Origin of the sequence: Mesorhizobium sp. M1169 (assembly GCF_040318345.1) — a bacterium.
Classification (GTDB): Bacteria; Pseudomonadota; Alphaproteobacteria; order Rhizobiales; family Rhizobiaceae; genus Mesorhizobium.
In genome coordinates this window covers 1-25,267 of the sequence record NZ_JAMYME010000050.1, presented here as the reverse complement: position 1 = coordinate 25,267, position 25,267 = coordinate 1, and the positions used below count along the sequence as shown (strand labels likewise).

22 protein-coding genes, 1 tRNA gene and 1 riboswitch are annotated in these 25,267 nt (G+C 63.2%); of the genes, 13 read left to right on the top strand and 10 right to left on the bottom strand.

Features of this window, described 5'->3' with window-relative positions:
• Positions 1 to 151: 151 nt before the first annotated feature.
• The gene (locus tag NKH41_RS30030) at positions 152 to 3,640 is read left to right on the top strand and encodes a PAS domain-containing hybrid sensor histidine kinase/response regulator (protein ID WP_352770844.1); all 3,489 of its coding nucleotides are present in this window, start codon (positions 152 to 154) and stop codon (positions 3,638 to 3,640) included.
• Between the two features lie 3 nt (positions 3,641 to 3,643).
• Here NKH41_RS30030 and NKH41_RS30025 read toward each other — a convergent pair whose 3' ends face one another.
• Both NKH41_RS30025 and NKH41_RS30020 read right to left on the bottom strand, forming a co-directional pair.
• Complete coding sequence (locus NKH41_RS30025; RefSeq protein WP_502895700.1) at positions 3,644 to 4,306, bottom strand: response regulator; 663 nt, start codon at positions 4,304 to 4,306, stop codon at positions 3,644 to 3,646.
• Between the two features lie 119 nt (positions 4,307 to 4,425).
• On the bottom strand, positions 4,426 to 4,857 hold the full coding sequence (locus NKH41_RS30020) for a hypothetical protein (protein ID WP_352501713.1): 432 nt from the start codon (positions 4,855 to 4,857) through the stop codon (positions 4,426 to 4,428).
• 126 nt (positions 4,858 to 4,983) lie between these two features.
• On the opposite strand from NKH41_RS30020, the gene NKH41_RS30015 reads away from it, so the two are divergent.
• Together NKH41_RS30015 and NKH41_RS30010 are read left to right on the top strand one after the other, a co-directional pair.
• Positions 4,984 to 5,334 (top strand): DUF952 domain-containing protein, encoded by a 351-nt coding sequence (locus NKH41_RS30015; protein ID WP_352541315.1) that lies wholly within the window; start codon positions 4,984 to 4,986, stop codon positions 5,332 to 5,334.
• Positions 5,331 to 6,407, top strand: a complete 1,077-nt coding sequence (locus NKH41_RS30010) for a quinone-dependent dihydroorotate dehydrogenase (RefSeq protein WP_352770842.1) — start codon at positions 5,331 to 5,333, stop codon at positions 6,405 to 6,407. Before NKH41_RS30015 ends, NKH41_RS30010 begins: the two co-directional genes overlap by 4 nt.
• 3 nt (positions 6,408 to 6,410) lie before the next feature.
• Here the strand turns inward: NKH41_RS30010 and NKH41_RS30005 are convergent, their stop codons facing one another.
• On the bottom strand, positions 6,411 to 7,835 hold the full coding sequence (locus NKH41_RS30005; RefSeq protein ID WP_352770858.1) for an MATE family efflux transporter: 1,425 nt from the start codon (positions 7,833 to 7,835) through the stop codon (positions 6,411 to 6,413).
• A 50-nt stretch (positions 7,836 to 7,885) separates the two neighbouring features.
• Between NKH41_RS30005 and NKH41_RS30000 the strand changes: the two genes are divergently transcribed.
• A complete protein-coding gene (locus NKH41_RS30000) occupies positions 7,886 to 8,788 on the top strand; it encodes a histone deacetylase family protein (RefSeq protein ID WP_352770840.1) in 903 nt (300 codons plus the stop codon).
• A 4-nt stretch (positions 8,789 to 8,792) separates the two neighbouring features.
• Here NKH41_RS30000 and NKH41_RS29995 read toward each other — a convergent pair whose 3' ends face one another.
• A complete protein-coding gene (locus NKH41_RS29995) occupies positions 8,793 to 9,056 on the bottom strand; it encodes a DUF6460 domain-containing protein (RefSeq protein WP_352770839.1) in 264 nt (87 codons plus the stop codon).
• Between the two features lie 131 nt (positions 9,057 to 9,187).
• Between NKH41_RS29995 and NKH41_RS29990 the strand changes: the two genes are divergently transcribed.
• Positions 9,188 to 9,261, top strand: a tRNA-Gly gene (locus NKH41_RS29990).
• A gap of 314 nt (positions 9,262 to 9,575) precedes the next feature.
• Here the strand turns inward: NKH41_RS29990 and NKH41_RS29985 are convergent.
• The gene (locus NKH41_RS29985; protein ID WP_352464898.1) at positions 9,576 to 10,565 is read right to left on the bottom strand and encodes a LysR family transcriptional regulator; all 990 of its coding nucleotides are present in this window, start codon (positions 10,563 to 10,565) and stop codon (positions 9,576 to 9,578) included.
• A gap of 316 nt (positions 10,566 to 10,881) precedes the next feature.
• Between NKH41_RS29985 and chvE the strand changes: the two genes are divergently transcribed.
• The 5 genes from chvE to NKH41_RS29960 all read left to right on the top strand — a co-directional run bounded on the left by chvE (position 10,882) and on the right by NKH41_RS29960 (position 16,529).
• Positions 10,882 to 11,946 carry a multiple monosaccharide ABC transporter substrate-binding protein gene (gene chvE, locus NKH41_RS29980; RefSeq protein ID WP_254816339.1) on the top strand — a complete coding sequence of 355 codons (1,065 nt, stop codon included), beginning with the start codon at positions 10,882 to 10,884 and terminating at the stop codon, positions 11,944 to 11,946.
• Between the two features lie 99 nt (positions 11,947 to 12,045).
• Complete coding sequence (mmsA, locus tag NKH41_RS29975; protein ID WP_352770837.1) at positions 12,046 to 13,578, top strand: multiple monosaccharide ABC transporter ATP-binding protein; 1,533 nt, start codon at positions 12,046 to 12,048, stop codon at positions 13,576 to 13,578.
• A complete protein-coding gene (gene mmsB, locus NKH41_RS29970; RefSeq protein ID WP_292659525.1) occupies positions 13,575 to 14,867 on the top strand; it encodes a multiple monosaccharide ABC transporter permease in 1,293 nt (430 codons plus the stop codon). The genes mmsA and mmsB overlap by 4 nt, the downstream gene beginning before the upstream one ends.
• 189 nt (positions 14,868 to 15,056) lie before the next feature.
• A complete protein-coding gene (gene araD1, locus NKH41_RS29965) occupies positions 15,057 to 16,049 on the top strand; it encodes an AraD1 family protein (protein ID WP_352770835.1) in 993 nt (330 codons plus the stop codon).
• 27 nt (positions 16,050 to 16,076) lie between these two features.
• Positions 16,077 to 16,529: a hypothetical protein gene (locus NKH41_RS29960; protein ID WP_352541309.1), complete on the top strand. Its 453-nt coding sequence runs from the start codon at positions 16,077 to 16,079 to the stop codon at positions 16,527 to 16,529.
• A gap of 17 nt (positions 16,530 to 16,546) precedes the next feature.
• Here the strand turns inward: NKH41_RS29960 and NKH41_RS29955 are convergent, their stop codons facing one another.
• Positions 16,547 to 17,641, bottom strand: coding sequence for a 2'-deoxycytidine 5'-triphosphate deaminase (locus NKH41_RS29955; RefSeq protein WP_352770833.1), 1,095 nt, complete (start codon positions 17,639 to 17,641; stop codon positions 16,547 to 16,549).
• A 135-nt stretch (positions 17,642 to 17,776) separates the two neighbouring features.
• A riboswitch (SAM riboswitch) is annotated at positions 17,777 to 17,854 on the top strand.
• A 70-nt stretch (positions 17,855 to 17,924) separates the two neighbouring features.
• On the opposite strand from NKH41_RS29955, the gene NKH41_RS29950 reads away from it, so the two are divergent.
• Positions 17,925 to 19,115 carry an O-succinylhomoserine sulfhydrylase gene (locus NKH41_RS29950; protein WP_352501707.1) on the top strand — a complete coding sequence of 397 codons (1,191 nt, stop codon included), beginning with the start codon at positions 17,925 to 17,927 and terminating at the stop codon, positions 19,113 to 19,115.
• A 36-nt stretch (positions 19,116 to 19,151) separates the two neighbouring features.
• On the opposite strand, the gene NKH41_RS29945 is transcribed toward NKH41_RS29950, so the two are convergent.
• Entirely contained in the window at positions 19,152 to 20,306 is a 1,155-nt protein-coding gene (locus NKH41_RS29945; protein WP_352770832.1) for a glycosyltransferase, read from the bottom strand.
• 227 nt (positions 20,307 to 20,533) lie between these two features.
• Here NKH41_RS29945 and apaG point away from each other — a divergent pair, with 227 nt between their 5' ends.
• The gene (gene apaG / locus NKH41_RS29940) at positions 20,534 to 20,926 is read left to right on the top strand and encodes a Co2+/Mg2+ efflux facilitator ApaG/CorD (RefSeq protein WP_352470114.1); all 393 of its coding nucleotides are present in this window, start codon (positions 20,534 to 20,536) and stop codon (positions 20,924 to 20,926) included.
• 6 nt (positions 20,927 to 20,932) lie between these two features.
• Here apaG and NKH41_RS29935 read toward each other — a convergent pair whose 3' ends face one another.
• From NKH41_RS29935 to NKH41_RS29925, 3 genes are all read right to left on the bottom strand, one after another.
• Entirely contained in the window at positions 20,933 to 21,943 is a 1,011-nt protein-coding gene (locus NKH41_RS29935) for an Hsp33 family molecular chaperone (RefSeq protein ID WP_352501705.1), read from the bottom strand.
• 162 nt (positions 21,944 to 22,105) lie between these two features.
• On the bottom strand, positions 22,106 to 23,017 hold the full coding sequence (gene argF / locus NKH41_RS29930; protein WP_352470112.1) for an ornithine carbamoyltransferase: 912 nt from the start codon (positions 23,015 to 23,017) through the stop codon (positions 22,106 to 22,108).
• A 14-nt stretch (positions 23,018 to 23,031) separates the two neighbouring features.
• Positions 23,032 to 24,231 (bottom strand): aspartate aminotransferase family protein, encoded by a 1,200-nt coding sequence (locus NKH41_RS29925; protein ID WP_352770830.1) that lies wholly within the window; start codon positions 24,229 to 24,231, stop codon positions 23,032 to 23,034.
• Between the two features lie 355 nt (positions 24,232 to 24,586).
• Between NKH41_RS29925 and NKH41_RS29920 the strand changes: the two genes are divergently transcribed.
• Positions 24,587 to 25,111 (top strand): GcrA family cell cycle regulator, encoded by a 525-nt coding sequence (locus tag NKH41_RS29920; RefSeq protein WP_023677348.1) that lies wholly within the window; start codon positions 24,587 to 24,589, stop codon positions 25,109 to 25,111.
• Positions 25,112 to 25,267 lie beyond the last annotated feature (156 nt).

Sequence of the window (25,267 nt, the reverse complement as noted above, 5' to 3'; positions counted from 1 at the left end):
TTGCGACAGGCGCAAAGACGTGTTTCCCCGGCCTTGATTGTGCGAAGCCGCGGCCATAATGCGCCGAAAGCCGCGATGGACTCGGTCGCCAAGCTGTGATTGCGTCTGCAAGGCCGGATGAAAAAGCCGGCGCAGGGAGGAAGTTCGAGCCGTGCAGGGCTGGTTCATCGTCATCATCGCGATCGCCTACGTGACGTTGCTGTTCGTCATCGCCAGCCTGGGCGACCGGCGCTCGACTTCATCCGGGCCTGGCCGCGCCCGGCCCTTCATCTATGCGCTCAGTCTCGCCATCTACTGCACCTCCTGGACCTTCTTCGGCTCGGTCGGCCTGTCCTCCGAGCGCGGCCTCGAGTTCCTCGGCATCTATATCGGACCGGTGCTGGTGTTTGTGTTCGGTTTTCCGCTGCTACAGCGCATCGTCAGGCTGGCCAAAACCGAGAAGATCACCTCGATCGCCGACTTTCTCGGCGCCCGCTACGGCAAGAGTTTTGCTGTCGCGGCGATCGCCACGCTGATCGCGACCATCGGCGCGGTGCCCTATATGGCGCTGCAATTGAAGGCGATCTCGGGCTCGGTCAGCCTGATGGTCGAGCACTATACCGGCTCGCCGCCGTCGTTCGATCCGTTCGTCAGCGACATCTCGCTGGTCGTTGCCATGCTGCTGGCGCTGTTTGCGGTGCTGTTCGGCACGCGCCACGCCGATGCCACCGAGCACCAGGACGGGCTGGTGCTGGCGGTGGCAGTCGAAACCGTGGTCAAGCTCGCCGCCTTCCTGGCAATCGGCCTGATGGTCATGTTCCTGATCTTCGGTGGGCCAGGCGACATGTTCGACCGGCTCGCCGAAAACACGCAGGTGCGCCAGGCGATGGGCTACAACACCTCGCTCGCCACCTGGCTGGTGCTGACATGCCTGAGCGGCTTTGCCATCCTGATGCTGCCGCGCCAGTTCTATGTCACCATCGTCGAGAACCGCAGCGAGGCCGAGCTGCGCACCGCGACATGGGTGTTTCCGCTCTATCTGGTGGCAATCAACCTGTTCGTGCTGCCGATCGCGCTGGCCGGCCTGGAACTGGTCGGCCCCAGGACCAGCAGCGACCTTTACGTGCTGTCGCTGCCGCTGTTCAGCGGCCACGACGTGCTGGCCATGGCCGCCTTCATCGGCGGGCTGTCGGCGGCGACCGCAATGGTGATCGTCGAAAGCGTCGCGCTGTCGATCATGATCTCCAACGACCTGGTCATTCCGCTGTTCGTGCGCCGGCTGCTGCGGACCACGACATCCGAGAACGAGGACTGGTCGACGCTCATCCTCAATGTACGCCGGGCGGCGATCTTCATCATGCTGTTCATCGCCTTTCTCTACTACCGCGAGAGCACCAATAGCGCGCGGCTGTCCTCGATCGGCCTGATGTCGTTCGCCGCGATCGCGCAGTTCGCGCCGGCAATGATCGGCGGCCTGATCTGGCGCGGCGCCAACGGAAGGGGTGCCGCACTTGGCATGGTCGCCGGCATCGTCGTCTGGAGCTATACGCTGCTGCTTCCCTCGCTCGTCGCGCCCGATACCGGCATCCTCGTCCACGGCCTGTTCGGCTTCGATGCATTGCGGCCGCAAGCGCTTTTCGGCACCGTCGCCGAGCCGCTGAACCATGGCGTGCTGTGGAGCCTGTCGATCAACACGATTTTTTTTGTGTTCGGCTCGCTGTCGCGCGCCTCCGTGCCGCTGGAACGCATCCAGGCATCGATCTTCGTGCCGCGCGAGGCGGGGCCGCTGCCGAGCCTGCGCCGCTTCCGCACCACCATAACCGTCAACGACCTCAAGGACACGATCGCGCGCTATCTCGGTGTCGAACGCACCGAGCGGTCATTTCAGTCGTTCGAAAAGAGCGGCGGCACTTCACTGCACGGCAACGAACAGGCCAGCATGGATGTCATCCGCTTCTCCGAGCAGCTTCTGGCCAGTGCCGTCGGCTCCTCTTCGGCGCGGCTGATCCTGTCGCTACTGCTGCGCCGCAACGACCGCGAATCCAAGGACGCCTTCCGCCTGCTCGACGACGCCACGGAGGCGCTGCAGCACAATCGCGATCTGCTGCAGATCGCACTCGACCAGATGGAACAGGGCATCACTGTCTTCGACCGCGATTTCCGGTTGATTTGCTGGAACCGCCAGTACCGGGCGCTGTTCGACCTGCCCGACGAGATGGGCCAGGTCGGCGTCTCACTCGATCGTATCCTGCGCCACCTTGCCGAGCGCGGTGACATACCGGCAGACCAGCGCGTCACCATGCTCAACCGCCTGACCAGCTTCGTCAGCCCATGGCAGATGGAGCTGAAGACCAGCGGGCGCATCCTGGAATTGCGCTCCAATCCGATGCCGGACGGCGGCATCGTCGCCACCTACGCCGACATCTCTGGACGCGTCGAGCAGGATCTGGCGCTGAAGCGCGCCAACGAATCCCTGGAACAGCGAGTGAAGAGCCGCACCGCCGAGCTCACCCGCGTCAATGAGGAGCTGGCGCAGGCGCAGATGCTGGCCGAGGAGGCCAATCTCGGCAAGACCCGCTTCCTCGCTGCCGCCGGCCACGACATCCTGCAGCCGCTGAACGCCGCCCGCCTCTATTGCTCGTCACTGATCGAGAAGACTGGCAAGGGACCTGCCGGCAAGGCGGCGATGAACATCGAATCGTCGCTGGAATCGGTCGAGACCATCCTCGGCGCGGTGCTCGACATTTCGCGCCTCGATGCCGGCGCGATGAAGCCGGACGATACGAGCTTCGGCCTCGACGGGCTGCTGCGCCAGATCGGCAACGACTTCCGGCCGCTTGCCGCCGAAAAGAAGCTCGAACTCTCGATCATGCCGTCGTCGCTCAGCGTCATGACGGACCGCAATCTGCTGCGCCGGCTGATCCAGAACCTGGTCTCAAACGCCATTAAATACACGCGCCATGGCCGCATCCTGGTCGGCGTGCGGCGGCGCGGCGAATTGGCCGAGATCCAGGTTATCGACACCGGCATCGGCATTGCCGGCGACAAGCTCAACACCGTGTTTCGCGAATTCACCCGGCTCGACGAGGGCGCACGCGAGGCGGAAGGCCTCGGCCTTGGGCTCTCCATTGTCGACCGCATCGCCCGCGTCCTGCGCCTCGAAATCCGGATCTTCTCCAACCCAGGCAAGGGCACACGCTTTTCCGTGTTGCTGCCGGGGGCGGCCGTGCAGGCACCGCGGCGTGAGGCGGAGGCGAAGCCGCCTGCCCGTGCAGCGGCCTCGCTTGCCGGGCTCAATGTGCTCTGCATCGACAACGACGCCCGCATCCTCGACGGCATGCGGCTCCTGCTCGAGGGTTGGGGCTGCAGCGTCGACACGCTTTCCGGCGCGGAGGATCTCGACAGGTCCGGCATGCATCGGCCGGACATCGTGCTTGCCGACTATCATCTCGACAACAGGACCGGCCTCGAATTGATCGCCCAGTTGCGTGCGATCCATGGCGAGGACCTGCCGGCCGTGCTGGTCACCGCCGACCGCTCCAGCGAGGTTCGCGGCGCTGCCGGCAGGCTCGACGTGCCGGTGATCAGCAAACCACTGAAACCGGCAATGCTGCGCTCGATGATGGCCAGGGTCAGGCCGCTGGCGCCGGCGGCCGAATAGGAATCAGCCGGCCGCCTGAACCGGGTCGCTGCCGATTTTGGACAAAAGGATGACCGCCTGCGTGCGGCTGTCGACCCCGAGCTTCTGCAGGATAGCCGAGACATGCGCTTTGATCGTCGCTTCGGAGACCCCGAGTTCATAGGCGATCTGCTTGTTGAGCAGTCCCTCAGCCAGCATGCCGAGCACGCGCGTCTGCTGTGGGGTCAGCGCCTGCAGTCGCTTGATCAGATCGGAAATCTCAGGATCGCGCTCGACGCCGAGATCGACCCCGGCGGGTGCCGCGATATCACCTGCGAGCACCGACTGCACCGCATTGCGGATCTCCTCCATGCTGGCCGATTTGGAGATGAAGCCGGAGGCGCCGAGATCGAGCGCGCGCCGGATCGTCACCGGATCGTCATGCGCCGAGACCACCATCATCGGCACCGCCGGATGGATGCCGCGCAACGAAATCAGGCCGGAAAGACCGCTTGCCCCCGGCATCGAGAGATCGAGCAGCACCAGATCGACGTCCTCATTGGCCAGGACCAGCGCCTTGGCGCTTTCGAAATCGCCGGCCTCGTGAATGGCGGCAACGTCTCCGATGCCCACGAGTGCCTCCCTCAATGCACCGCGAAAAAGCGGATGATCGTCGGCAATGACGAATGTGTAGCCCAACGGTGATATCCCTCCCCGAATCCCGTTGGCGATTTTCCGCCTTGCAGGATCTGAACGATCATAACGCTACGCCTGCTGTTCGGCGTGGCCGGCTTGCTATTCCCGCCCCAGGTCTTTTTGCGAATTGCCTAGGTCTTTTGCGAATTGGGCTTGGCGCCGTCTTCGTCCTTGTCCATGTCCTTGACGATGTCCATGAAGCTGCGCAGGAAGCGCTCCATGTAGCCCATCGTCTTGTTGAAATCCTCCTCGCTGGGCAAAGTCGATTCGAAACGCGCGGCAAGCGAATTTTCGAGCTTGGCGACGCGCTCGTCGAGCGCCTTCACCGAATTTTGCAGCCGGTCGACCTCATCCTGGAGGGCGGCACGTTCGTCGGCCGCCGTCTTGCAGACGAGCTGGCCGGAACGTTCCTCGCAGAGCGACATGGCGCCGGTTTGCGTATCCATGCGGACATAGCCATTGGCCGATTTCTCCAACCGGTAGCGATCGGCTTCCTCGGAAAAGGCCGACGCCGCGACAAGCGACACCACTGCTGCGGGGATCAAGACGTGTTTCAGACGCATGTTTTCCTCCATGAGCCAGTCAGCGCAATCTATCACAGTTTGCGCCTGAAATGGGGACCAACCTGAAATGGAGAAGAACACGGGCCTGCCCTTCCCCGCGTGGTCGGTTCGGACTATAGCGCAACCATGTCCGAGATCATCTACAAGATAGTTCCCGAGGCGCTGTGGCGCGAGGCTGAAAGAGAAGGCCGCTTCACCGGCGCGCCTATCGACGTCGCCGACGGCTTCATCCATTTTTCCACCGCCGGGCAGGTTCGGGAAACGGCAGTAAAACATTTCGCCGGCCAGGCGGGGTTGCTGCTGGTTGCCGTCGACAGCGCGCGCCTCGGCAATGCGCTGAAATATGAGGTCTCGCGCGGCGGCGCCCTGTTCCCGCATCTCTATGGCGGGCTCGGCCTCGATGCGGTCGTTTCGGTGCAGGCATTGCCGCTCGGCGCTGACGGCCGGCATGAATTCCCGGCGCTGGAGGCCGAATGAGCGCGTTCGACCGGATCGGCCAGAAACTGCTGTTTACGCTCGATCCGGAAACCGCGCATGGGCTGTCGATTGCCGCGCTGAGATGCGGGCTGCCGGTCGCCGGTCGTCCGCCGCACGACAACAGGTTAAAGGTCAGCCGTTGCGGGCTGGATTTCCCGAACCCGCTCGGCATGGCCGCGGGTTACGACAAGAATGCCGAAGTGCCGGACGCGCTGCTCGGCCTCGGCTTCGGCTTCGCCGAGGTCGGCACGATCACGCCGCTGCCGCAGACGGGCAATCCGAAGCCGCGCATCTTCCGGCTGCCTTCGGACGGGGCGGTGATCAACCGGCTGGGCTTCAACAATGAAGGCCACGCCGCCGCAGAGAAGCGTCTTGCCGCCCGAAAAGGCCGCCCCGGCATCATCGGCATCAACATCGGCGCCAACAAGGACAGCGCCGACCGCGTCAGTGATTATGAGCGCGGCGTGATCCGGTTCGCGCGATACGCCGGCTATCTGACAATCAATATCTCCTCGCCGAACACGCCGGGCCTGCGCAATATGCAGGCGCGCGAACAGCTTGGCGAGCTCCTGTCGCGGGTCATGGCCGCGCGTGCGGCGGCACCGGCAAAACCGCCCGTGTTCCTCAAGATCGCGCCGGATCTGGTCGAGGCCGAGCTTGAGGACATCGCTGCCGAGATCAGCGACAAGCAAATGGACGGCGTCATCGTCTCCAACACAACGATCGCGCGAGCCGGCCTGAGCAGCGCCGGCCTTGCCGGCGAGACCGGCGGGCTTTCGGGGAAACCCTTGTTCGAGCGCTCGACTATCGTGCTGGCAAGGATGCGAAAACTGCTTGGCCCGGATCCCACTATCATCGGCGTCGGCGGCGTCGATTCCGCCGAGACGGCGCTGGAAAAGATCCGTGCCGGCGCCGATCTCGTTCAGCTCTATACCGGCATGATCTATGCCGGGCCCGCGCTGCCGGGGCGCATTCTTTCCGGCATGGCCCGTTTCATGGACAGTCAAGGGCTGAAGTCGCTGCGCGAGCTTCGCGACGGCCGCCTCGATCACTGGGCGGCGAAACCGCTTTAGCGATCAGTCAAAGGCTGTGCGCACCCGCAGCCGCAATATGGCGAGCAGGCTGAAGCCGCGCACCAGCAGGAAGACATGCAACGCCGCCCACAGGCCGTGATTGCCGAAGGCCGGCGCCAGGATCAGCAGCGCGGCGCTGAACGCCAGGAATGACAACAGCATCATGTTGCGCATGTCGCGCGACCATGTTGCGCCGATGAAGACACCGTCCATCTGGAAAGCCAGCACGCCGCTGAGCGCGGTGAACGCCGCCCAGGGCAGGTAGATGTCGGCAATGGCGCGGACGTCCGTCGCGGCCGTGATCAGGGCGATCAGATCCGTGCCGTCCAGCAGGAAGAAGAGTGTCGCCGCGCCGGCCAGACCGAATCCCCAAAGCAGCGTCAGCCGCACCGCCTGATTAAAGGCGGTGGCGGCGCGCGCTCCGATGGCGCGGCCGGCGAGCTGTTCGGCAGCGGTGGCGAAACCATCGAGGAAATAGCCGGCAACCAGGAAGAGGTTCATCAGCACGGCGTTGGCGGCCAGCGTCAGAGTGCCGAATTGTGCGCCCTGGCGCGTGAACAGCGCGAAGGCGGCGAGCAGCGAAAAGGAGCGGATCATGATATCGCGATTGAGCGACATCATGCGCAGGAATGCCGGCAGATCGAGGACGCGGTGGCGCGGCAGCCTGGGCGCCGCCCAAAAGCGCCGGCCGACAATGGCGAGACCAAGCAGCATGGCGACGAATTCGCCGGTGACCGTTGCCCAGGCAACGCCGGCAACGCCCCAGCCGAGCTCCAGGCCAAGCAGGAAGCAGAGGGCGATGTTGATGCCGTTCAGCATCAACTGCAGCATCAGCCCGAGCCCGCCCTCGCCGCGCCCAAGCACGTAACCGAGGATGGCGTAATTGATCAGCGAGAACGGTGCCGCGAGCATCCTGATGCGGATATAGACGTCCATCGCCGCGCTGACGCGCGGTTCGGCGCCTATGAACCATTGCCCGGCGGTGGAGACCAGCGGCGCAAGCGCGGCAAGCACGACGCCGGCGACGACCGCGATCAGCACGGCGCGCCAGAACACCGCCTGCTCCTCCAGCGCATCGCCGCGCCCGAAGGCCTGGGCGACGAGGCCGGTGGTGCCGGAGCGCAGGAAATTGAAGGTGGTGAAGACGACATCGAAGATCAGGGCGCCGGCCGCCAGGCCGCCGAGAAGGGCGGCGTCGCCGAACTGCCCAACCACCGCCGTGTCGACAATTCCGAGCAGCGGCGTCGTCAGATAGGCAAGCGTCATCGGCACGGCGATGGCGAGCACCGAGCGGTTGGTGACGACGAAGGCCCCGGCTTCGGTGGTGTGGGCTTCGATGGGTAAAGCCTGCTCCAAACGCGTGTTGCTTCCTGTTGCGGCTTGATCGGCCAGCCGATGTGCCCCAGTTTGCGGACCTCGCGCAACCATCCACCCCGTTATGTTCAACCGAAATCCGCCTCTGGCGCACCGGCCGCCCCATGCCCCTGCAGATCGTTCATCATCCCGACTACGACGCCGGCTTCGCCGTCAACCACCGCTTCCCGATGAGCAAATATCCGCGGCTGATGGATGCGTTGCGGGCACGCGGCCTGGCGCAGCCCGAAGCGCTCAACATGCCGGAGGCGGCGCGGCCATCATGGCTGAAGCTTGCCCACGCGGCAGACTATGTCGACCAGGTGCTTGCCTGCAAAGTGCCGGTGGCGATCGAGCGCGAGATCGGCTTTCCCGTCGGACCGCGGGTTTCGCTGAGGGCGCAGCTCGCAACGGCCGGCACGGTGCTGGCAGCGCGGCTAGCGTTGCTGAACGGCATCGCCTGCAACACCGCCGGCGGCAGCCATCATGCACGGCGCGCGCAAGGCGCCGGCTTCTGCACCTTCAACGACGTAGCCGTTGCCGCGCTGGTGCTGCTCGCCGAAGCTGCTGTCCAAAACATCCTGGTCGTCGACCTCGACGTGCATCAGGGCGACGGCACGGCGGATATCCTGAACGACGAGCCGCGCGTGTTTACCTTCTCCATGCATGGCGACCGCAACTACCCCGCGCGCAAGATCGCCTCCGATCTCGATGTCGCCCTGCCCGACGGCGCCGGCGATGCAGCCTATCTGGAGCGGCTGGACGCCATCCTGCCGGAGCTGTCGGCGCGAAGGCGCTGGGGCCTCGCCTTCTACAATGCCGGCGTCGATGTCCATGTCGAGGACCGGCTCGGCAGGTTGTCGCTCACGGATGACGGGCTGCGCGCCCGCGATGATATGGTGATCCGCCATTTCCGCACGCTTGGCATACCGGTATGCGGCGTTATCGGCGGCGGCTATTCGACGGATGTCGCAGCACTTGCTGCACGGCACGCCATCCTGTTCGAGGTGGCGGCGGGCTACGCCTGAAAATTCACTTCCGGTAGTTAGCGATCCTGAGCAGGATGAAGGCCGGCACGACGATCGCGGCACCGAGCAGGATGTAGCCGAGAAAGCGGTCGATGGCGTGGAAGCCCAAATTCCACAGGTCGATGAAGAATTTGCGAATGCCATAAAGCACATCCATCGGCGACCAGCCGAAGGCATTCATGACCAGCCCGACGAGGAACGACACCACAAGCAGCCTCAGGATCACCCGGAGCGGCGTATCGCCGAGAAAGCGGTTCAGTGCGGACAAGCCTGTCTCCACAGTCGGGTGCCGCGATTCGGGCACATGCCTAGAAATACGCAGTTGATAGCCCTGCATCAAGCCGAGCCCTCAAACCGGATTGCGCATCGGCGCCGGGCCATGATATCGGAGGAACCAGCGCGGGTATGATGTAATGGTAGCTTGTCAGCTTCCCAAGCTGAACGCGCGGGTTCGATTCCCGCTACCCGCTCCAGCTTTTGCCCCCGGTGCATTGCACTTGTTCTGGCCAAGCTGAAAACCAGCGGATTTATAGGCAGTTTTACAGCCCGGCTGGCCGTCTTTCATCTGTTTGGCCGATGTGCCAGTTCGTGGAATATCTCACATTGAGGGTCGGCGGGGCCTCGAATGACCCCAACCGGAAAGTCTACCCTTGGTCCGCTGGCTTCTGCTGGCGGGCCTTTTTTGAGCATCAGGCAGTAGTGGCCGACGTGCATCGGCGCCGCTGCTGGCGGGCCTGTCTGGTCGTCTGGCCGGCCACGGGATGCGCTCCGCTTGCCGCTCCAGCCCCTATCCCACCTCCCGCAGAATAAAGTCGTGCAGCATCTTGGCTGCCGGTGACAGCGCGCGGTTCTTCACCGTGATCAGGCTGTAGGGCCTGACCTCGATGTCGAATTCAGTCTGGACAACATCGATGGCGCCGGCCAGGCCTTCGGGGTTCTGGATGAACTTCGCGACCTGGATCGAAACCGGCGCAATGGCGTCGGATTGCGCGACCATGACCAGAGTCAATAGCAGCGAGCTGGTGTTGAGGATGCGGTCCGGCAGCGCGATGTTGCGGTTCAAAAAGTTGCTTTCCATCGCCTGGCGCAGCGGCGAGCCGCCCGACTGGAAAACCCAGTCATAGGCGGCGGTGTCTTCCAGCCGCACCGCCTTGCCCTTGGTCAGCGGGTGGCCGCGGCGCACGATCAGGCAGGCTTTCTCGACGCCGATGACGCGCGCTTCGAACAGCCGCGGATTGAGGTCGTCGGGGATACGGGCGATGATGAAATCGTGGCGCGAGGCGATCAGCTCGCGCGCCAGGACGTTCGAGGTCTCGACCTGCATGGTGATTTCGATGCGCGGATAAAGGCGCCGGATCTCGCGGATCGCCGGCACCGCCAGCTCGATCGCCGGTGCTGTCACCGCGCCCAGGAATACCGAGCCGCCCTTGCCCGCCTTGAGCTCGAAAATCTCGCGGTCGACCTCGCGCATCTCGAGCAGGATCGATCGCGCGCGCCGTGCCAACGCCTTGCCATAGGGTGTCAGCGTGATGCCGCGCGGCAGCCTTTCGCAGAGCTTGACGTCGAGCACGGCCTCCATCTCGGCGATCATGCGCGAGGCCGCCGGCTGCGAGATGTTCATGACCTGGGCCGCGGCGCTCACACGGCCGTGCTCGTCGAGGGCTGCGATCATGCGCATGTGACGCAGGCTCAAGCCGCTGCGCAGCAAGGTTCCGCCATCACCCGGGATCTCATCGTAACCGGCTGATATTCCGCCAGGATTTCGCAGCGCCGCCATGATTCTTCCCTACTCTTACGCCCGGCGCCCTGGCTGGATCCGGCAGCGTCGTCACTAGCCTAAGCCATATCAGTCTCGATATAGCAACCATCAAAGATCGCATTTGACAGTTATGGCAAAGCGACACACCCTTCGCGCGTCCTGAGGCTTGACGGTCGGTGACGAGGGAAAACTCGTATCGATTGAACCAGAGGCTCGGGGCCGATTGGGAGGATACCGGAGATCGATTGACGGCAGCGGCGCGTTTGGCGCTCCTGCACGATTGCGCGGCCCACGAAACCCAAGGGTACGCGTCCATCAACCAGGGAGAGTTAATGTGAAGATTATCAAGACACTGGCCGCCGTCGCGGCCCTAGGCATCGCGGCCATGACGCTGCCGGCGCAGGCGGGCGAAGGCCTGATCGGCGTGCTGATGCCCACCAAGACCTCGCAGCGCTGGATCAACGACGGCGACGCCGTCAAGTCCCAGCTCGAGGCTCTGGGCTACACTGTCGACCTGCAGTACGCGCAGGACGACATTCCGAACCAGCTCAGCCAGCTGGAAAACGAAATCACCAAGGGCCCGAAGGCGCTGATCATCGCTTCGATCGACGGCACCACGATGGGCGATGCGCTGCAGAAGGCGAATGACGCCGGCGTTGTCGTCGTCGCTTACGACCGCCTGATCAAGAAGACGCCAAATGTCGACTACTACACCACCTTCGACAATTTCGGCGTCGGCGTCATCCAGGCCAAATCGCTGCTCAAGGGTCTCGGTTATCCCGAGAAGAAGGGCCCGTTCAACATCGAGCTGTTCGGCGGTTCGCCGGACGACAACAATGCGTTCTTCTTCTATAACGGCGCCATGTCGGTTCTTCAGCCGCTGATCGACGACAAGACCCTCGTCGTGAAGTCCGGCCAGATGGGCATGGACAAGGTCGGCACGCTGCGCTGGCTGGCGGCAACCGCCCAGGCCCGCATGGACAATCTGCTCTCCGCCAACTACTCGGACGGCAGCCGCGTCGATGGCGTGCTCTCGCCCTATGACGGCCTGTCGCGCGGCATCATCGCTTCGCTGCGCGCCGTAGGCTACGGCACCGCCGATCAGCCATGGCCGATCGTCACCGGACAGGACGCCGAGACCGCTTCGGTCAAGGCGATCATCGCCGGCGAACAGTATTCGACCGTGTTCAAGGACACCCGCGAACTCGCCAAGGCGACGGTCGAACTCGTCGACAAGGTGCTCTCGGGCGGCAAGCCGGAAGGCCTCGACACCACGACCTACAACAACGACGTCAAGGTCGTTCCCTCGATCCTGTTGACACCGCACGACGTCGACAAGTCGAACTATCAGGCCCTGGTGGTCGATTCCGGCTACATCAAGGCCGAAGAGCTGAAGTAATCGCGGTTACAAAGCCTGGGGTCCTGCGCAGGCAGGGCCCCTTTTCGTTGGCGAGCCAGCCCGGTATTGTTTGCGGACCTCGCAGGAGTGGTATTCTCAATGGCATCGACGATTTTGGAGATGCGCGACATCACCAAGACGTTTCCCGGCGTCAAGGCGCTGTCGAACGTCAAGCTCATAGTCGAGGAAGGCGAGATCCATGCCGTGGTCGGCGAGAACGGCGCCGGCAAGTCGACGCTGATGAAGGTGCTGTCGGGTGTATATCCGTCCGGAACCTATGACGGCCAGATCATCTATCGCGGCGATGAGTGCCATTTCAAAGGCATCCATGACAGCGAGCGCAAGGGCATCGTCATCATCCACCAGGAGCTTGCGCTGGTGCCGATGCTGTCGATCGCCGAAAACATCTTTCTCGGCAACGAGCACGCCAGATACGGCGTCATCGACTGGAATGCCAATGAGGCGCGCACCAGTGCCCTGCTCAAGAAGGTCGGCCTCAAGGAAGACCCCAACACGCTGATCACCAATATCGGCGTCGGCAAGCAGCAGCTGGTCGAGATCGCCAAGGCGCTCAGCAAGGAAGTGAAGTTGCTCATTCTCGATGAGCCGACCGCGAGTCTGTCCGAAAAGGACAGCCAGGCGCTGCTCGATCTGCTGCTCGAATTCAAGCGGCAAGGCATCACTTCGATCCTGATCTCGCACAAGCTCAACGAGGTGAACCGGGTCGCCGACAAGGTCACCATCATCCGTGACGGGCGGACCATCGAGACGCTGGCCAAGAAGGACATCTCGGAGGACCGCATCATTACCTCAATGGTCGGCCGTTCGCTCGACGACCGCTATCCGCCGCGCGAGCCGAAGATCGGCGAGACCGTTCTCGAAGTGAAAAACTGGTCGGTCTACCACCCCATCCATGCCGAGCGGCAGGTCATCAAGGGTATCAACCTCAACGCCCGCAAGGGCGAAGTGGTCGGCATTGCCGGGCTGATGGGTGCCGGCCGGACCGAGTTTGCCATGAGCCTGTTCGGCCGGTCCTATGGCCGTCGCATCACCGGCGAGGTGTTCCTCAACGGCAAGCCGATCGACGTCTCTTCGGTGAGCAAGGCGGTGGAACACGGCATCGCCTACGTTACCGAGGACCGCAAGACCTACGGGCTCAACCTGATCGACCACATCAAGCACAACATCACTCTGGCCAACCTGCCCGGCGTGTCGCGCCACGGCGTGATCGACGATTTGCGCGAGCTTTCGGTCGCCAACGATTATCGCGGCAGGACCAATATCCGCGCCTCGAGCGTCTACCAGATGACCGGCAACCTTTCTGGCGGCAATCAGCAGAAGGTGGTGCTGTCGAAATGGCTGTTCGCCAATCCGGAAGTGCTGATCCTCGACGAGCCGACACGCGGTATCGACGTCGGCGCCAAGTATGAAATCTATACGATCATCGCGCGTCTCGCCTCCGAGGGTAAGGCAATCATCGTCATCTCGTCGGAAATGCCCGAACTGCTCGGCATCACCGACCGCATCTACGTCATGAACGAAGGACGCATCGTCGGCGAAATGGCGGCAAGCGACGCCAGCCAGGAAAAGATAATGCGCGCCATCGTCCGCGGAGAAGGAAAAGCATCATGAGCACCGAAAGCGCTCCCGGGCCGCAGACCGGCGTTGCCCAGGATCTACAACAGGGACCTCGCATTGCCGTCTCGGCGCTGGTCACCAACCTGCGCGAATACGGGTTGGTGCTGGCGTTGATCGCAATCATGGTGTTCTTCCAGTTCACCACGTCCGGAACGCTGTTCAAGCCGGTGAACCTCAGCAATCTCGTGCAGCAGAACAGCTTCATCATCGTGATGGCGCTGGGCATGCTTCTGGTGATCGTTTCGGGTCACATCGATCTCAGCGTCGGCTCCGTCGCCGGCTTCATCGGCGCACTGGCGGCGATGATGATGGTCATCTGGCCGCTTGGCCCATTGAGCAATCCGCTGGTGGTGTCGATCATCTGCCTGATCGTCGGTGGTGCGATCGGCGCGGCACAAGGCTACTGGATTGCCTATCACCGAATACCGAGCTTTATCGTCACGCTGGCGGGCATGCTGATCTTCCGCGGCATCTGCCAGGCGCTGCTGGGTGGCGGGTCTTCCGTAGGGCCGCTTCCCGTCGGCTTCAAGGCGCTCAGTTCCGGCTTCATTCCGGACCTGATCGGCCCATTGACCCTGATACCGCCAACCGTGAACGCCGCCGGCAAAACCATTGTCGGCAGCGGCCTGACGCTGCACCTGACGACGATCGTGATCGGCCTCGTCGCCGTGCTCGCCTATGCCTATTTCGGGCTCAGGGCACGGCGCACCCGCGAGAAGCATGGCTACGAAGCCGAGCCCTTCTCGCTGTTCGTCGTCAAGACGCTGGTGATCAGCGCGCTGGCGCTGTTTCTCGTCTACCAATTCGCCACCTATAGGGGCCTCCCCATCGTTCTCATGGTGATGGGCGTGCTGATCGCGTTGTTCGTCTTCGTTACCAAACGCATGACGATCGGCCGTCGCATCTATGCGATGGGCGGCAATGCCAAGGCAGCCCAGCTATCGGGCATCAAGACCGAACGGCTGACGTTGATGGTGTTCATCAATATGGGCGTGCTGTCGGCACTCGGCGGCCTGATTATCGCAGCGCGCCTGGGGCAGGCTGTGCCGGCGGCCGGCCTCGGCAGCGAGCTCGACGTCATCGCCGCGGTGTTCATCGGTGGCGCTTCGGCGATGGGCGGCGTCGGCCAGGTGATCGGCGCGGTGGTCGGCGGCTTCATCATGGGCGTCATGAACAACGGCATGTCGATCATGGGCGTCAATGTCGATTGGCAGCAGGTGGTCAAAGGCCTGGTGCTGCTCGGCGCCGTCGTCTTCGACGTCTACAACAAGAACAAGGCTTGAGAGGCAACCAGGAGGCATACGGGTCACATTGCAAGCTGCCGGGCGGCGCAAAGAAGTCCCCCGAGGGACCTGATCCGCGAGCGCAATCCGGACGAAGAATTTCAACCGAGGCGCGGACAGGGTCCGGGCCGCGCAGGGTAGGGTTTGCCGAGAAAGGGCAGGCCAGCCCACAATTCAGAGAGGGTTACCATGCTGATCTCACAAATCCTCGACGACGCCGAGACGATCCGCGTCGTTGCCCGCAACGGCGGCAAGACCCGCGTCATCAACGGCGCCCGCAGCGTCTATTCGCTGGCGATGGAAGCCGCGCGTACCGGCAGCGGGCTTGTCGCCCTGATCGAGCGCAAGGGCTTCGGCGAAACCGTCGATCTCGACGCAGCCTACAAGAAGGGCCGGCTGCTGTCGCCGATCAACCATCCCGATCCGGCGCATCTCCATCTCACCGGCACCGGGCTGACGCATCTCGGCTCCGCCGCGACCCGCGATTCCATGCACAAGAAGCTCAGCACGGACGGCGAGGAACAGCTGACCGATTCAATGAAGATGTTCCGCATGGGGCTTGAGGGCGGCAAGCCGGCGAAGGGCCACATCGGCGTGCAGCCGGAATGGTTCTACAAGGGCAACGGCACCATGGCGGTGGCGCCCGGGGCGGCGCTTATGTCGCCGGCCTTCGCCCAGGATGCCGGCGAGGAGCCGGAAATCGCCGGTATCTATGTGATCGGCGACGACGGCGCCCCGTTCCGCGTCGGCTTCACGCTGTCTAACGAGTTTTCCGACCATGTCACCGAGCGTGTGAACTATCTCTTCCTTGCCCATTCCAAGCTGCGCAATGCTTCGTTCGGGCCGGAGATCCTGATCGGCGATCTGCCGTCCGATATCCGCGGCACTTCGCGCATCCTGCGCGACGGCAAGCTGCTTTGGGAAAAGCCGTTCCTGTCGGGCGAGGCGAACATGTCGCACACCATTGGCAATCTCGAGCATCACCACTTCAAATACTCAGCCTTCCGCCAGCCGGGCGACGTGCATGTGCACATGTTCGGCACGGCGACGCTGTCCTTCGCCGACGGCATCAGGACCGAGGCCGGCGACGTATTCGAAATCGAGGCGCAGGATTTCGGCCTGCCTTTGCGCAACCCGCTTGAAATCGAGCAGCCGGTGAAGGTGGCGGTGAAGGCGTTGTAAACTGGTGACATAATTCAGGGGCGAGAAATGAACGGCCTGCGGATTGGCACTGTGTTCGTAAGTTTAGTCCTGTTCCTCGCCTATTTCTCCCCAGCGGCTTACAGCGCCGGACAATGCAGCGCAAAATCCTATCGCGAGGCCCGGATGTCGATGACTAACCGGCTTCTGGCCACCGGCTATTCGAAATCGCAAGTGAGCTTTCTGATGCGCAACGCGGATCGCATGACGTCCGCACTCCGCGCTGACAGACTGAACGACAATGGCAGAGCCTGCGGTGTCGACTCCGCCAGAGCCCATGTGCTGGGATGTATCGACAAGCAGTTGTTCCCCTTGCAGTCCAGCTCAAGCGCCTCACTTGACGACGAGAAGCAAACCAGAGGATTTTGGGGGAAGAAGCGATTGGCAGTGCGAGAACTGCTCTTTATCGGTCAGTTTCATGGCTGCCTTGGCGCCGCGAAAGAATATCTGTTTCGCGGCTGACGGAATTGCGAACAAGCTCAGCGGGCGGCGCGGAAATGCTTGGACAGTTTCAGGCCCTGCGCCTGATAGTTCGAGCCGAGATCAGTGCCGTAGAGCGCCCGCGGCCGTTTCAGCATGTGCTCGTAGACCAGCCGTCCGACGATCTGGCCGTGGTCGAGGATGAACGGCACTTCATGGCTGCGCACCTCGAGTACCGCCCGGCTGCCGGTGCCGCCCGACGCCGAATGGCCGAAACCCGGATCGAAGAAGCCGGCATAGTGGACGCGGAATTCGCCGACCAGCGGGTCGAAAGGCGTCATTTCGGCGGCGTAGAGTGGCGGCACATGCACCGCCTCGCGCGACACCAGAATATAGAATTCGTCCGGATCGAGCACCAGCTCGCCGGCACCGCTCTTGTAGAGCGGCTCCCAGAAATCGACGACATCCTGCGCGGCGCGCTTGTCGACGTCGACCAGGCCGGTGTGGTGCTTGCCGCGATAGCCGACAAGCCCATCCTTGTCGCCGTCGAGGTCGATCGACAGCGCGATGCCGCCGCCTGAGATGTTGGGTGGTTCGGTGGCGACCAGCATCTCGGCGCGGTGCAGGTCGTGCAGCTCGCTTTCCGACAAGAGCGCATTGCCGGTGCGGAACCTGATCTGCGACAGCCGCGAGCCGGTGCGCACGACGATCGGAAAAGTGCGCGGGCTGACCTCCAGATAGAGCGGGCCTTCATAGCCGGCGGCGATCTTGTCGAACTCGTGGCCACGGTCGGTCATTACCCGGGTGAAGATATCGAGCCGTCCGGTCGAGCTTTTCGGGTTGGCGGAGGCGGAAATATGGGCGGGCAGCGCCAGGCTTTCGAGCAGCGGCACGATGTAGACGCAGCCGGTTTCCAGCACGGCACCTTCGGCGAGGTTGATCTCGTGCAGCTTCAGCCGGTCGAGCTTGTCGACAACCCTGTGGTCCGGGCCGGGCAAGAAGGAAGCGCGCACCCGCCAGGCCTTGTCGCCGAGCCTGAGGTCAAGGCTGGCCGGCTGGATCTGATCGGCATCGAGCGTGCGCGGCGATTTCAGCGCGCCCGTCTGGAACAGCGTGGAAATATCCCGATCGGGAAGAATGCCTGTGTGCCGCAAGGGTCTGGCTCCGTTCGAACGCCGGGCGAGGTCTTGTTCTGTCGCAGGTCCGACCGTGGACGCCTTTGGCACCTGCTTGGTACAACCCTCTTAATCATGCCGGCAATTGACGCAAGCGTGGCGCGGGTCTAAAGCTCGTTATCCCGTGGTGATTTGGCCGGTCGGCTTGCAGCCACGTTAAACAAGTCGCTAAAGGACCGTCGGGCCGCAAGGCCATATGGACCGGTTGCGACTTTCGCGACCGGTTTTTTGTTGTTTGGACCAATTTTGGTGTTTGGATGGAATGATGACCAAGAAGCGCGACTGGAAGCCTCAGACCGCACTCGTGCATGCCGGAACGCTGCGTTCCGGCTTCGGCGAGACCTCCGAGGCGATGTATCTCACCCAAGGCTATGTCTACGAGACGGCGCAAGCGGCGGAGGCCCGCTTCAAGGGCGAGGAGCCGGGCTTCATCTATTCGCGCTATGCCAATCCGACGGTCGACATGTTTGAGAAACGCATGTGCGCGCTGGAAGGAGCCGAAGACGCGCGCGCCACGGCATCCGGCATGGCGGCGGTGACGGCAGCACTGCTGTGCAGCGCCAAGGCGGGCGACCATATCGTGGCGGCGCGCGCGCTGTTCGGCTCCTGCCGCTGGGTGGTCGAGACGCTGGCGCCGAAATACGGCATTGAGGCAACGCTGGTCGACGGCACCGACATCGCCAATTGGGAAAAGGCGGTCAAGCCCAACACCAAACTGTTTTTCCTGGAAAGCCCTACCAATCCAACGCTGGAGGTAGTCGACATTGCCGCCGTCGCGGCACTTGCCAATTCGATCGGCGCCAGGCTGATCGTCGACAATGTCTTCGCTACGCCCTTGCAGCAGAAACCCCTGCAGCTCGGCGCCCACATCGTCGTCTATTCGGCCACGAAGCATATTGACGGCCAGGGGCGCTGTCTTGGCGGCATCGTTCTGTCGGACAAGAAATGGATCGACGAGAACCTGCATGACTATTTCCGTCACACCGGCCCGAGCCTTTCGCCCTTCAATGCCTGGACCCTGTTGAAAGGCCTGGAGACGCTGCCGCTACGCGTACGCCAGCAGACGGAAAGTGCCGGCCGCATCGCGGATTTCCTGGCCGAGCACCCGCAAATCGCCCGCATCATCTATCCCGGCCGCGCCGACCACCCGCAAGCGGCCGTGGTCAAGAAGCAGATGTCGGGTGGCTCGACGCTGATCTGCCTGGATGTGAAGGGCGGCAAGCAGGCCGCCTTTGCCTTCCAGAACGCACTCGACGTCGTGCTCATTTCCAACAATCTCGGCGACGCCAAGAGCCTGATCACCCATCCGGCCACGACGACGCACAAGAACTTGACCGATGAGGCCCGCGCCGAGCTCGGCATCGGACCGGGAACGCTCAGGCTGTCAGTTGGCCTTGAGGATGCCGACGACCTGCTCGAAGACATCGAGCAGGCACTGAGAGTTGCCGGATAAGGGCTGGCCGAACAGAGGCGAGCGGGGACGCGCCGATCAGGCGCCGGACGGGGTCTCTTCCAGCTCCACGACGGCCTTGGTCTGGATAGTCATCACATTGCCGCGCCAGTCGACGGCGCCGCTCAGCCATCCGCGCGCCCAAATGGCGGGAAGCATCAGGTCTCGCGCCATCATCGCCAGGATGGTGCGCAGCGACAGGTGCCATCCCTTGGCCGAGGCCAAGGCGCATTCCGGCAGGTAGGCCGCGACCAGCACGGCGATGGCGGTTGCCGGCAGGCTGACGCCGGCGTCAGCCGCCGCGATCAGCGCAAGCACCAGCGGCGGCGCTGCGCCGATCAGGATCTCGGGGGCGAAGAACAGCGCGAAGGTGACGCGGCGCAGCCGCGCCCAGCGCGCCTGCCGCGACCAGATCTCGCCAAACGTGCGCCGGCCGAGCGGCTGTTCAAAGGGCGAGGCGACAAGATTGACCCGCAGTCCGAGCCCGTTGACCAGCTTGGTCGCGGCGGCGTCCTCGGCGATCTCGGCGGCAAGCGCGCCGATGCCGCCATTGGCGTCGAGCATCGGCTTATTCCACAACATGCTCTTGCCTTGCGCGAAGCCGAGGCCGAGCGCCTCTCCGGCGTACTGCCAGCGTGCCTGCAGCGTGTTGAGAAAGGCGCATTCGACCTCCCCCCAGAAGCCGTCCGGCCGCGAGCCGATCGGCGTCGAGCAGACGAGGCCGGTGTCGTGCCGCCACGCCGCCATCAGGTGCTGGACGTAGTCGCTCGGCATAAGCACGTTGGAATCTGCAAGGATGACCCAGCTATAATGCGCCGCTTCCCAACCTTTCACGCAATTGTTGAGTTTTGGATTGCCGCTGATGCGGTCGTCACCGACTAGAAGGCGGGCGCGAATAGCTGGAAAGCGCGCCATTGCGGCGGTGATCGGCTTGACCACCGGGTCGTCGGCATGGGCAACGCAGAAGATGAGTTCGTAGCGCGGCCAGTCGAGTAAGAAGGCGCGCTCCAGCGTCTCTTCGGCAAACGGCTCGACGCCGCGCGCCGGGATGACGATCGATACCGGCGGCGCGTTGGCGGCGGGCGGTGCGATCCTGGCTGGTCGCTTCAGCTTCAGCGAAGCTAACAGGATGCTGGCGAGATTTGAAAGAAGGAGGGCTATGGAAAGGAGAGCGGCTGCGAATGTCGGTTCCATCGAGATCTGGTCACTCCAGAAGTGCCGGCCGCATGACGGCCGTTTTCAACAATTCGACAGAACGCTGAGTCGCCCGGCACAAGCCTGCACACCATCATTGTCATGTGTCACTTAAATGACATTGTTTTTCGGCACCTGCGCTCGAATCGGGCAAGGAGATGACGCGCATCGTTGATCAAACTGCGCTGAGCGTCGAAAGTTCCATCTACATTGCTTTGGAGCAGTTTATGTACAGCGCCGTCACCCGCAACATCGAAGTGCAGGTCAGGCCGTTCTATCTGGAGGATCACTCCGACCCTCCGCAAAACCGCTATGTCTGGGGATATCAGGTGACCATCGACAATCAGTCGGATGAGTTCGTGCAGCTTCTGTCGCGCTACTGGCACATTACCGACGGCACCGGCAAGGTCGAGGAAGTGCGCGGCCCCGGGGTCGTCGGCGAGCAACCCGGACTCAACCCCGGCGACAGCTATCAGTATACGTCTGGATGCCCGCTCTCGACGCCGTCCGGCATCATGGTCGGGCACTACACCATGCGCAACAGGCGGGGCGAGACGTTCGACGTCGCCATCCCCGCCTTCTCGCTCGACTTGCCGGGAATGCGGCGCACCGTCAATTGACGGCGGTCATCCGGCCGCTGCAAACTCCGCCGGGTCGAAGTCATATTGCTTCGAGCAGAATTCGCAGGCGACGTGAATGCTGCCATCCTCGGTGCTGTCCCTGATCTCCTCGGCGGAAAAGCCTTCGAGGATGCCGTGGATCTTCTCCCTCGAGCATGAGCACTGGTCGGCGACCGGCACCCCGCCGAACACGCGGACGCCATGCTCGTGGAAAAGCCGGTAAAGCAGCCGTTCGGCGCCGATCGTCGGATCGATCAGCTCGGTCGGTTCAATAGTACCAAGCAGCGCCAGCAGCTCCTGCCAGGAATTGTCGGTCGGGTCGTGGATTTCCTCGCGCGGATCGCCGTCGCCACCGGGAAGGTCGGGTACGCGCATGCGCTCCGCCGACTGCGGCAGGAATTGTGCCAGCAGGCCACCGGCCCGCCATTGCTCGCGAGCACCGCCGACGCCCGGCGTCAGAAGCTTGGCAACCGAAAGCCGGAGGTCGGTCGGAATCTGCTCCGACTGGCGGAAATAAGTGCGTGCGGCATCTTCCAGTGTGACGCCGTCGAGTTGGACGATGCCCTGGTAGCGTTGTGTGTGAGCGCCCTGGTCGATGGTCAGCGCCAGGACGCCGCTGCCGAGCAGCGTCTGCGGTGACGTCTCGCCGGCAGAAGTCAAAGCCTGCAGCCGGTCGGCATCGAAGCGGGCATAAGCGCGCAGCGCGTGCGGCGTGGAGAAATCCGCGACCAGCATGTCGACCGGCCCGTCGGTGCGGGTCTGCAGAATGAACTTGCCCTCGAACTTCAGCGAAGTTCCGAGCAATACCGTCAACACACAGGCTTCAGCCAGGAGCCGGGCGACCGGCTCGGGATAGTCGTGACGGCTGAGAATAGCATCGAGCATCGGCCCGAGCTGGACGGTGCGACCGCGCACGTCGAGCGGGCCGACCTCGAACGGCACGACATGGTCGTCGCCGGCGTAGCCGAATTCGCCGAGCTTGGGTTTATGTTCAGCCAATTGATGAGTTTCCAACATGACAAAGCTCCGGGGCGCGGCGATGCCGCCCTCCGGGGTGCATGCGACGAGACGCGCTCGATTTGCGTGATGCGCCTGAGATAGGCACCACCAACTCCCGGATCAAGGCGGCCCAGATCAAGGCGGCGCAGATCAGGCCGGCCCGGATCACCGCGGCTCGTATCAAGCGCCCAGGCACCAGGCCAAGACCGCCTTCTGGGCATGGAGCCGGTTCTCGGCCTCATCGAACACCACCGAATGCGGTCCGTCGATGACCTCGTCGGTAACCTCCTCACCGCGATGCGCCGGCAGACAGTGCATGAACAGCGCATCCGGCTTGGCTTTCGCCATCAGTGCCGCATTGACCTGATAGGGCAGGAAGACATTGTGGCCGCGGGCACGGTGCTCCTGGCCCATCGACACCCAGCAGTCGGTGACGATGCAGTCGGCCTCGTGAACGGCCTCCTCGGGCGAACGGGTGAATTTCAGCTTGCCGCCATTGGCTTTCGACCAGTCGACATGCTTCTGGGCCGGTTCGCTGCCCTCGGGCACGGCGACATTCAGCTTGAAATGGAACCGCGCGGATGCCTCCAGCAGCGAATGCAGCACGTTGTTGCCGTCGCCGGTCCAAGCGATCGTTTTACCGGCCACCGGACCGCGGTGCTCTTCGAAGGTCATGATGTCGGCCATCAGCTGGCAGGGATGGGTCTCGTCGGTCAGCCCGTTAATGACGGGGACCGTAGCGTTTTCCATCAGTTCCAGCAGCCGGTCATGCGAGGTGGTGCGGATCATGATGGCATCGACATAGCGCGACAGCACCTTGGCCGTGTCGGCAATGGTCTCCGAGCGGCCAAGCTGCATCTCGGTGCCGGTCAGCATGATCGTCTCGCCACCCAACTGCCGCATACCGACGTCGAACGACACGCGCGTGCGCGTCGACGGCTTGTCGAAGATCATCGCCAGCACCTTGCCTTCGAGCGGCTTGCTGCGTTCGCCGGCCTTGAGCCTTGCCTTTCGCACCGCTGCGTCGTCGAGCATGAAGCGCAGATCGCCTTCGGAAACGGCGGAAAGATCGGTGAAATGGCGAAGGGACATCAGGAATTCCAGGATTACTTCGCAGCGGCAGCGACGATGGCATCTGCCAGGCTCTTGGCGCCGGCACGAATGCGCTCGAGCGCTTCGTGGATCTCGGCGTCGGTGACGGTGAGAGGCGGCAGCAGGCGGATAACGTTGTCGCCGGCCGGAACCGTCAAGAGATGCTGGTCACGCAGTGCCACCGTGACCTTGGTGTTGGGCATCGCGCATTTAAGCCCGAGCATCAGGCCGGTGCCCCTGATGCTTTCGATAACATCCGGAAATTCGTCGGCGACACCGGCGAGCCCCTGCTTCAACAGCAGTGCCTTGCGCCGGACGTCTTCGAGAAAGCCGTCTTCCAGCACCACGTCGAGCACGGCGTTGCCGACCGCCATTGCCAGCGGATTGCCGCCGAAGGTGGTGCCGTGCACGCCAGCGGTCATGCCGACCGCTGCCTCGTCGGTGGCGAGGCAGGCACCCATCGGGAAGCCGCCGCCGATGCCTTTGGCCACCGCCATGAGGTCGGGTGTGACACCCGCCCACTCATGCGCGAACAGCTTTCCGGTGCGGCCGACGCCGCATTGGACCTCGTCGAAAATCAGGAGCAGTCCGTGCTGATCGCAGAGCTGCCTGAGCCGCTTCAGCGATTGCGTCGGCACTTGCCTGATGCCGCCCTCGCCTTGCACCGGCTCGACCAGGATCGCCGCGGTTTCAGGCGTGATCGCCTTCTCGGCGGCATCCACATCGTCGAAACCGACCTGGTCGAAGCCGTCGACCTTGGGGCCGAAACCTTCCAGATACTTGTACTGACCGCCGGCGGCGATGGTCGCCAGGGTGCGGCCGTGGAAGGCGCCTTCGAAGGTGGTTGTGCGGTAGCGCTCGGGATGGCCCTTGACGAAGTGGTAGCGCCGCGCCGTCTTGATGGCGCATTCGAGCGCCTCTGCGCCGGAATTGGTGAAGAACACCTTGTCGGCGAAGCTTGCGTCGGCCAGCCGCTCGCCGAGCCGGCTCTGTCCCGGAATCTCGTACAGATTGGAGACGTGCCAGAGCTTGGCGGCCTGCTCGGTGAGGGCCGCGACCAGATGCGGATGGCTGTAGCCCAACGAATTCACGGCGATGCCGCCGGCGAAATCGAGATATCGCTCGCCCTTGTCGGTGACCAGCCAGGTGCCTTCACCGTGGTCGAAAGCCAGGGGTGCGCGAACAAAGGTCTCGAAAAGCGCCGAACCGCTCATTATATGCGTCTCCGGAACCGGAAAAATCAAAAAGCCGCCAAAGCGGCGGCCCTTGTGGCTTATCGTGTTTTTCGGCCGTGAAGTCAACGAAAAGGTCGCGCAAGGTCGCGCGGCAAGCCCCCCAGCATAACGCCGGCTCCTAAGCGACCGGGCAAGTTGGGGAAAACCGAAAAAACCGATTCGTGTTGGCCTTGGGACTCTTGTCACCGAGTCAGCGCATAAGGTAATTGTAGCAGAGAAATAACTAGATTTCGTGCGGCGGACCTAATCACCCGATACATGTGGTGTCTGCCCGGCAGAAGCCGGGTCGGGAATGGATTCCGATTGCCGCACGTTTCAGCAGGAGCGCGGTCTCATGAACTGGACTGACGAGCGAGTCGAACTTCTCAGAAAATTGTGGTCGGAGGGCCTCAGCGCCAGCCAGATCGCCGCACAGCTTGGCGGGGTCAGCCGCAATGCGGTCATCGGCAAAGTGCACCGGCTGAAACTGTCCGGTCGCGGACGCACGACCGCCTCACCGGCACGCCAGAAGAAGACGGTGCAGGGATCGACGATCCAGAAATCGGTGTCCCGGGCAGCAAGCGCCACGCGCCATGCCACCACCTCGATGTCGATCGGTGCGACCGCGCTCAAGGCGCAGTTCGATGCCGAACCGGTGGCGCGCCACTATATCCGCCCGGTCGAGAACGTCGTCGTGCCGATCTCACGGCATCTGCAACTTGTCGAACTCAACGAGCGCACTTGCAAATGGCCGAACGGCGATCCGCTTTCGGAAGACTTCCATTTCTGCGGCAACGACGCCGCCGAAACCGGCCCCTACTGCAAGTACCACGCCCGCGTGGCGTTCCAGCCGGCATCGGAGCGGCGGCGGAGCAGATAGTTAGGGGAATAGGGGAGTAAGGCAGTACGGCAGTAGGTGAATTGTAGAGAAGCGCGCTCCCGAAGCGATAGCCTACTGCCCTACTGCCCTACTGCCCTACTGCCCTACTGCCCTACTGCCCTACTGCCCTACTGCCCTACTGCCCTACTGCCCTAC